The 8338-nt window shown below is 37.3% G+C and carries 6 protein-coding genes and 1 pseudogene; all 7 read left to right on the plus strand.

Annotated features, from left to right (window positions below; translation table 11 throughout):
* The first annotated feature begins 150 nt into the window (after positions 1-150).
* The 7 genes and pseudogenes from selA (at position 151) to fdh3B (ending at position 8155) form a co-directional block, all read left to right on the plus strand.
* Positions 151-1476, plus strand: coding sequence for an L-seryl-tRNA(Sec) selenium transferase (gene selA, locus CVS92_RS04160; RefSeq protein WP_107788608.1), 1326 nt, complete (start codon positions 151-153; stop codon positions 1474-1476).
* Positions 1473-3293 (plus strand): selenocysteine-specific translation elongation factor, encoded by a 1821-nt coding sequence (selB, locus tag CVS92_RS04165; RefSeq protein ID WP_107788609.1) that lies wholly within the window; start codon positions 1473-1475, stop codon positions 3291-3293. Before selA ends, selB begins: the two co-directional genes overlap by 4 nt.
* 53 nt (positions 3294-3346) lie before the next feature.
* Positions 3347-4087, plus strand: a complete 741-nt coding sequence (locus CVS92_RS04170) for a thioredoxin domain-containing protein (RefSeq protein ID WP_107686256.1) — start codon at positions 3347-3349, stop codon at positions 4085-4087.
* 302 nt (positions 4088-4389) lie between these two features.
* A complete protein-coding gene (locus tag CVS92_RS04175) occupies positions 4390-4596 on the plus strand; it encodes a twin-arginine translocation signal domain-containing protein (protein WP_009294906.1) in 207 nt (68 codons plus the stop codon).
* Positions 4597-4673: 77 nt separating this feature from the next.
* Positions 4674-4868, plus strand: a pseudogene (locus CVS92_RS09155) (hypothetical protein); the annotation flags it as partial.
* A gap of 60 nt (positions 4869-4928) precedes the next feature.
* Positions 4929-7583, plus strand: a complete 2655-nt coding sequence (locus CVS92_RS04185; RefSeq protein ID WP_234398698.1) for a formate dehydrogenase subunit alpha — start codon at positions 4929-4931, stop codon at positions 7581-7583.
* Positions 7584-7594: 11 nt separating this feature from the next.
* Positions 7595-8155, plus strand: coding sequence for a formate dehydrogenase FDH3 subunit beta (gene fdh3B / locus CVS92_RS04190; protein ID WP_103560538.1), 561 nt, complete (start codon positions 7595-7597; stop codon positions 8153-8155).
* Positions 8156-8338: the final 183 nt, after the last annotated feature.

Consider the following 8338-nt stretch of genomic DNA (forward strand, 5'->3'; position numbering starts at 1 on the left):
TCTCCTATTATCAAAAACAGGCTTATTTTAATATTAATGGGATTAATGGACTCTGAATTTTATATGTTCCTTTTTGCTCTAAGGTTTAATTTATAATATTTTTTATGTTAAAATCACGGCTTGGTAAAACTAACTTACTAGGAGCACGAATTGAGCGATTTAAGAGATATCCCACAAGTTGATAAGATCATAAAAAACGAAGCATTTTCAGGATTTGATATAAATTTAGTCACATTGCTTGCAAGGCAAATTTTAAATGAAGTTAGAGCTAAAATTTTAAATGAAAATGCAAATTTTGCGTTGCAAGAAATAATAGATTTAATCCTAAACGAATATCATAAATTTAATGAATCAAGCCTTCAAAGAGTGCTAAATTTAACCGGTGTGACCATTCACACAAACCTTGCTAGAAGTGTCATCGATAAAGAAATTTTAAGTCGTGCAACTCCGGTAATCACAGGGTATTCAAACCTTGAATACAACCTAAAAACAGGCAACCGTGGCAACAGATATGACTATATCGGTGAGATGATCGCAAGAGCATTTGGTTTTGAAGACGCCATCGTCGTAAATAATAACGCAAGCGCTGTGTTTTTGGTGCTAAACACCTTTGCAAAGGGTAGGGAGGTCGTCGTTAGCAGAGGCGAGCTAGTCGAGATAGGCGGTAGTTTTAGGGTGCCTGAGGTGATGGCAAATGCGGGCTGCTTTTTGAAAGAGGTTGGCACGACAAACAAAACTAAGCTAAAAGACTACGAAGAGGCAATTAGTGAAAATACGGCGATGCTTGTAAAGGTTCATCGCTCAAATTTTGACATTGTGGGTTTTAGCGAAGAGGTTACAGCAAATGAACTAAGTAAATTGGCATGTGAGCAAAATTTGATAGATTATTTTGATCTTGGCAGTGGATTTTACGGAAATTTGCCATTTAACTTAGACAAAAATGAGCCAGATCTAAAAAATTTAAAAGATGTTTCGCTAGTTAGTTTTAGCGGTGATAAGCTGCTTGGTGCGGTGCAGTGTGGCATCATTGTTGGCAAAAAAGAGCTCATCGCAAAACTTAGAAAAAACCAGCTTTTAAGAATGCTTCGCATAGATAAAGTGATCATCTCGCTCTTGGCTGAGAGCATGAAAGCTTATTTAAATAAAGAATTTGAGCTAATCACAACGCAAAAACTACTTCACAAAAGCATAAAAGAGCTTGAAAACTTAGCAAATTTTATAAATAAAAATCTAAAAACCCCGCTTGAGATAGTTCGCACACAAACCTTTGTAGGAGGTGGTGCGATGCCAAATAAAAAGATCCCAAGCGTGGCTTTGGCAGTTAGTGGAGATGCAGTTTTAAATGAGCAGAAATTTAGACAAAAAAAGGTGATCGGCCGCATAGAAAATGATAAATTTTTGCTTGATTTAAGAACACTTTTAGATGAAGATGTAAATGAACTAATAAAAATAATAAATGAAACGGAAGAAAAATGAGTCTAATAATAGGAACAGCAGGGCATATCGACCACGGCAAAACCGCACTCATAAAAGAGTTAAATGGCTTTGAGGGGGACAATCTTGAAGAGGAGAAAAAGCGTGGCATAACGATCGATCTAAGCTTTTCAAATTTAAGTAAAAATGATGAGAATATCGCCTTTATCGATGTGCCTGGGCATGAAAATCTCATAAAAACGATGATAAGTGGCGCGTATGGCTTTGATGCGTGCTTGTTTGTGGTGGCGGCAAATGACGGCCTTATGCCTCAAAGCTTGGAGCACCTTGAAATTTTAAATCTTCTTGGTGTGAAGTCTTTGATCGTGGCACTTACAAAGTGTGACCTCGTAGATGAAGCGACTATAAATTTAAGAAAAAAAGAGATAAGAGATGAAATTTCTAAATTTAAAAACCTACAAATTTTAGAAATTTTTGCCGTTAGTATAAAGGATAAGGCAAGCATTGACGAGCTTAGAAACTATCTCTTTACACTAAGGGCTAGAAAACGCGATGAGGAAGGTGTTTTTAGATACTACATCGATAGGGTCTTTAGCCTAAAAGGTATCGGAAATGTCGTAACTGGCACCGTTATAGAGGGAAGCGTTAGTAAAAACGAGAAGCTTTTTAACTACGATGCTGGCAAAGAGGTGCTAGTAAGAAGCGTGCAAAGCCATGATAAATTTGTAGATAATGCAGGGGTTAGCAGCCGAGTGGCGCTAAATTTGACAGGAATTGAGCTTAATGAGTTAAAAAAAGGGCAGTTACTTAGTAAAAAGGGCTTTTTTAGGGGATTTAGAGAGGTTGATGCGGTCGTAACTGCTAAAAATCTCATCCACTCTCAAAGTGTAACTTTTTGCGTGGGTGCTAAAAACGTCCCTGCAAAGGTGCTAATCCTTAGCCAAAAAGATGATAGCTACTTTGTAACATTTAAATTTCAAAGCGATATGTTTTTGAAATTTGACGAGGCATTTGTGCTCATCTCAGACGCACGCGTGATAGGCGGTGGCAGAGTGCTAAATCCTGTGCTTGAGCCACTAAAAAAAGCTGGCAAAATTCTCTTTTTGGCTGCACTTTTAAAGAATGATTTTGTTGGAGCCTTTTCTATCTTAAAAGAGGCTCACAAAAATGGCTTTGGCATCATCTCTTCTTATCAAAGGTTTGGACTAAGTCACGAAGAGGCCGTAAATGTGGCCAAAAAAGTCTCAAACGTCTTTGTTGATGAAAAGGCTTTAAATATCTACGATCTAAGCGCGGTTGAGCGGATAAAATCTGTGGTTAAATTTATGATAGAGAAAAATGAATTTGCTGTCTTTTCAGCTCAAAGTATAAGCTTAAAGCTTGCTTGGGCTAGTCAAAATTTGGCTCAAAAAGCACTTGATGAGCTTGAAAGTATAAACTTAATCTCTAAAAATGATGGCGTCTATACAAAAAAGGGCGTTGATATAAGCAAACTAAAAGTAAGGCTTGAAGAGAAAATTTATGAAATTTTAGAAAGCGGAAAACTAGCTCCTACGGCACCTTATAATATATATGATGAGCTGGAAATAGATAGGCTAAGTGGTGATAATGCCCTTAAAAAACTAACTGCAATGGGCAGAGTTGTAAGGCTGGAGCATAATCTTTTTATCACTAGAAATTCGCTAAAAATGGCACTTGATAAACTAAGAGAGATCATCAAAAATCAAGGCTTTGTAAATGTCACAAACGCCAAGGATGCACTAAATCTAAGTAGAAAATATGTAATCGCTTATCTTGAGCAGCTCGATCTTGAGAGTGACATAATGAAGCAAGGAAATGATAGAGTCTTTCGCGGTTAGTATTCATTTACAAAAAGCAAATATAATCCGCCAAATTTTTTAAAAGGAAAAAAATGAAAAAAGTGGTTTTGGCCTCAATATTAGCGGCAACTAGCCTAATGGCAGCTAGCAATAAGCAAATAGAAGATTTTTACTCAGAAGTTTTTAAAAATCAAAATATCGATGGTGTTAATGTAAAAGTCGTAGAACGCACTAAAATTTTAGATGATATAGAAAAAGTAAGCTTAAAATTTAGCAAAGGAGATATGTCTCAAGAAGATGTGACTTTTGTTAAGGGCGATCTTATGTTTCCTGATGTTGTAAATTTAAAGGAGCAAAAGTCTTATTTGGCTGAAGAAAAAAAGGTAATCGCAGAAAAAGCAGCACTTGATTTAGTAAAGTCACTAGCTAAAATTTATAAAAATGAAGACAAGGCAAATGTTATAACTCTTGGCAATGATAGCAAAAAGCCAACTCTTATCATGTTTTCAGATCCTGAATGCCCATATTGTAGAGCCGAGCTAGCAAAGATCGAAACGACATTAAAAGACAATAACGTTGAAATCATCCTAACTCCAGTGCATGAATTATCGTCTTTACAAAAAAGTGCTTTGATCTATAAAGATATAAAAAATGCAAAAAGTGATAGCGATAAGGTTAAAATTTTAAGAAAGTATTTCTCTGAAGATTATAACGTAGATGAAAAAAATGTTAGCAAAGAAGAGAGCGACAAGATAGATACTTTACGTAAAAAATATTTCTCAGCTGGAGTTAGATCAGTGCCATTTATCATAAACAAAAGTGATCTAAAATAATCTTTTCTAGGGAGCTCTCCCTAGAATTTATACTTTAAATTAGCCTTTCTCTCAAAATTCATAAAAGTTAAAATATTAAATATATTTTCTTATATTTTTAACAATAACTTAACATATTTAATTAAAGCTTTATATTTACTTTGATTATCTTGCAATTATGCTAAATTTGCAGAGTTTAAATCTAGGCTATAAAAAGCCCTGAAATAGGCCTTGCAATATTTTAGAATTTCTAAAGTTGCAAATTGTGAAGACCAATCAAACCAAATTCTCAAATTTTTAAGTTTGAGAGCTAAGGAGAAAAAATGCAAGGATCAAGAAGAGATTTTCTAAAAAAATCTCTAAAAGTCGGTGCTGCCGGCGGTGTACTCGCAGTCTCAGCCGTAGCAAAAGTGACTAGTGACGACTTAGCTCCTGATGACAATGGTGTCGTCGTTGGCAAGTCAAACAAAAAAGAGGTGCTTTATAAAAAAAGCAAGAACTGGGAAACCTACTATAAAATCGCTTACTAAGGGAGAAAACCATGAGTGATGCACGTATAGGGAGACGTTCATTTTTAAAGCTAGCTGCACTTGGTGCTGGCACCACAATGGCTTTTGGAAAAAATGATACGATCAGAGAGGCAACTGCGGAAGAGATAAAAGATCCTTTCCCTGGCTCGAAAAAGGTTAGAACTATCTGTTCTATTTGTTCAGCAGGCTGTGGTATCGAGGCTGAGGTAAAAGATGGTGTTTGGGTTCGCCAAGATATGGCGATGTACCACCCAATATCTCAGGGCTCACACTGTTCAAAAGGTATCGATCAAATCGACCTTACACATAGTAAACAGCGCATCAAATATCCTATGAAAAAGGTTGATGGCAAATGGCAAAGAATTTCATGGGATCAAGCTGTAAATGAGATCGGTGATAAGATGCTTCAGATCCGCAAAGAAGATGGACCTGATAGTGTAGTTTTCTTAGGATCTGCGAAATTTAACAACGAGCAATCATATTACTTTAGAAAATTTGCTGCGTTTTGGGGCACAAACAGCAACGACCACGTAGCAAGAATTTGACATAGCGCAACAGTCGCCGGTGTGGCGAATACTTGGGGTTATGGCGCAATGACAAACCACTTTGGAGATATGGCTGCAAACTCAAAATGTATATTTATAATTGGAGCAAACCCAGCTGTGGCAAACCCAGTTGGCGGTATGAAGCACACTTTGCAAGCAAAAGATAGAAACAATGCAAAAGTAATCGTAGCTGATCCAAATTTTACAAAGACAGCTGCACATGCTGATCTTTATTTGAGACAAAGATCAGGAACTGATATTGCACTTGTTTATGGTCTTATCCACATCATTCTTAAAAATGGCTGGGAAGATAAAGAATTTATAGAAAATAGAACTTATGGTATTGATGAGATAAGAAAAGAGGCTGAGCACTGGACACCAGAGGTTACATCTGATGTTACTGGAGTACCAGTTGATAAGCTACTAAAAGCCGCAGATATCCTAGCTCATACAAAACCGGGTACTGTTGTTTGGGCACTTGGCATTACTCAACACTCAGTTGGTACATCAAATACAAGAATTTTACCTATCCTTCAACTAATTCTAGGAAATATGGGTAAAGCAGGCGGCGGCTGTAATATCATTCGTGGTCACGACAATGTTCAAGGCTCAACTGATATGTGTAACCTTTCAGATAGCTTGCCAATGTATTATGGCTTAACTGATGCAGCATGGAAATATTACTGCAAAGGCTGGGGCGTTGATTATGATGAATTTATTAAACGCTTTGCGGTCTCAACAAAAGAGCCAAAACAAGGCGGCACTCCTGTTAAAAACACAGTCTTTGAAGAGTATTATTACCACGATCCTAAACATCCAGAAGATAGGAACTGGAGAAACGAAAAAGGCTGGTCACTTTCAAAATGGTGGCAAGGCGTCTTGAAAGAGGAGAACACATTTAGTAGTGGTGCATTGAGAGTTCTTTGGGTTCAAGGAACTGGTTTAACGTCTATGGCGCACCTAGCTAAAATTCAAGAAGCAGCTTCAAAACTAGATATGATCGTTGTAGCTGAGCCATTTGTAAATGAAATTTCTATCCTTTCAGACAGAAAAGATGGCGTTTATATCTTGCCAGTAGCGACTGCATTTGAAAATGAAGGTCACTTAAGTGCTACAAACCGCTCAGGTCAATGGAGAACAAAAGTTGTTGATCCACTTTATGAGAGCAAGGGCGATCACGAAGTAATGTTCTTATTTGCTAAGAAATTTGGCTTTTACGATGAATACGTAAAAGGCATGAAAATGGGTATCGTAGATCGTGAAATAAAACAAGTAAAAGATGACTTTGTATGGCCTGATGATGCGACAAATGAGATAGCAAGAGTTGGAAATTCTATAGGTTATGGTGGTAGAACAGCCGAGATGTTTAGACGTCATCAAGCAAACTGGGATAAATTTGACCCAGATACACTAATGGGTATTGCTGGTGAAGTTAAAGGCGAGTACTACGGTAAACCATGGCCAGCATGGGATGAAAAACACCCTGGAACACCAATACTATATGATATGAGCAAGCCTTATGTTGAAGGTGGTTCAGGCTTTAGAAATCGCTTTGGTCTAGAGCACAACGGCGTTAGTCAGCTAGCTAGTGAAGAGACAACACTTGTTGGCTCAGCTATAAAAGGTGGATATCCACAAATCACAAAAGAGAATATAGAAAAAGTCTTAGGCATAACTCTAACTGAAGAAGAGAAAGCTAAGATGGGACCAAGCTGGAGTATGGATTATAGTGGTATTATCTTTGAAAAATGTCGCGAAAAAGGTGTTGTACCTTATGGTAATGCAAGAGCAAGAGCTATCGTTTGGGAATTCCTTGATCCTATTCCAAAACATAGAGAGCCTGTTCACTCACCACGCTGGGATCTTGTTCAAAAGTATCCGACATTTGAAGATCAAGCTAGAAATTTCCGTGTTTCTACTAAGTTTAAGTCAGAGCAACAAGCAAAAGATTGGTCAAAAGAGTTCCCTATCGTGTTTAGCACGCAACGCGTCGTAAACTTAAGTGGTGCAGGAATGATCGAAAGAACTAGTAAATATCTATCAGCTATTACGCCAGAGATGTTTGCTAATGTTAATCCAGAGCTAGCTTTAAAATACGGCATAAAAGATCGCGATATGATGTGGATTCACAGCCCACAAGGCACAAAGATCAAAGTAAGATGCTATCACAGCCAGATGGTAACTCCAGATAGAATTTGTATGCCATACAACTTCGCTGGTATTATGCAAGGCGTTGATCTTTCAGCTCGCTATCCAGAGGGCACTAAGCCTTATGTTATTGGCGAGAGCTTTAACACAGTTACTAACTACGGATTTGACCCAGTTACTCAAATTTCAGAGTTTAACGCAGGTCTTTGCCGTATAGAAAAAGCTGAGGAAAATACATTTAAAACATCGTTTTTCCATGAATATGGCGAGAGAGACGCCATGGGTAAAGAGTAAGGAGGAATAAAATGGCAAGAATGAAATTTTTCGTAGATACTGATAGATGTATTAGTTGTTATGGTTGCCAAGTTGCTTGCTCTTCTGCTCATGAACTTCCAGTGGGAATTTATAGAAGAAAGGTCATTACACTTCATGATGGTATTGAAGGTAAAGAGGTTTCAACTACTATTGCATGCCAACACTGTACTGATGCACCTTGTGAGCAAGTTTGCCCGGTTGATTGTTTCTATATTAGAGCCGATGGCATCGTACTTCATGATAAAAATAAGTGTATAGGTTGTGGATACTGCTTATATGCTTGTCCATTTGGTGCACCACAGTTCCCTAAAGATGGTGCATTTGGTGTAAAAGGTGTAATGGATAAATGTACAATGTGTGCAGGCGGTCCAGAGCCAACAAATTCACACGAGGAGAGAGAGCTTTACGGCCAAAATAGAATGGCTGAGGGCAAAGTGCCTATGTGTGCGGCCATCTGTGCTACAAATGCACTTTTAGTTGGAGATGCAGCTGAAGTATCAAATGTATATCGCAAACGCGTTATGCTAAGAAATACTGGGCTAAATGCCTAACAAGAAGGAGAGCATTTGCTCTCCTTTAAATTCTAAATTTTAAACTTAAAAACCTTTTCATTTTTTATAAAGCGACTATTTTTTATTCAAAAGATAAATTTTAAATTTACATTAGAAAATTTCTAAAACCATTTAAAATTGGCTATTTGAGGACAAATTTCTCTTTATTATCTCAATTTGCTC

This window comes from Campylobacter concisus (assembly GCF_003048555.1).
Taxonomy (GTDB): Bacteria; Campylobacterota; Campylobacteria; order Campylobacterales; family Campylobacteraceae; genus Campylobacter_A; species Campylobacter_A concisus_AO.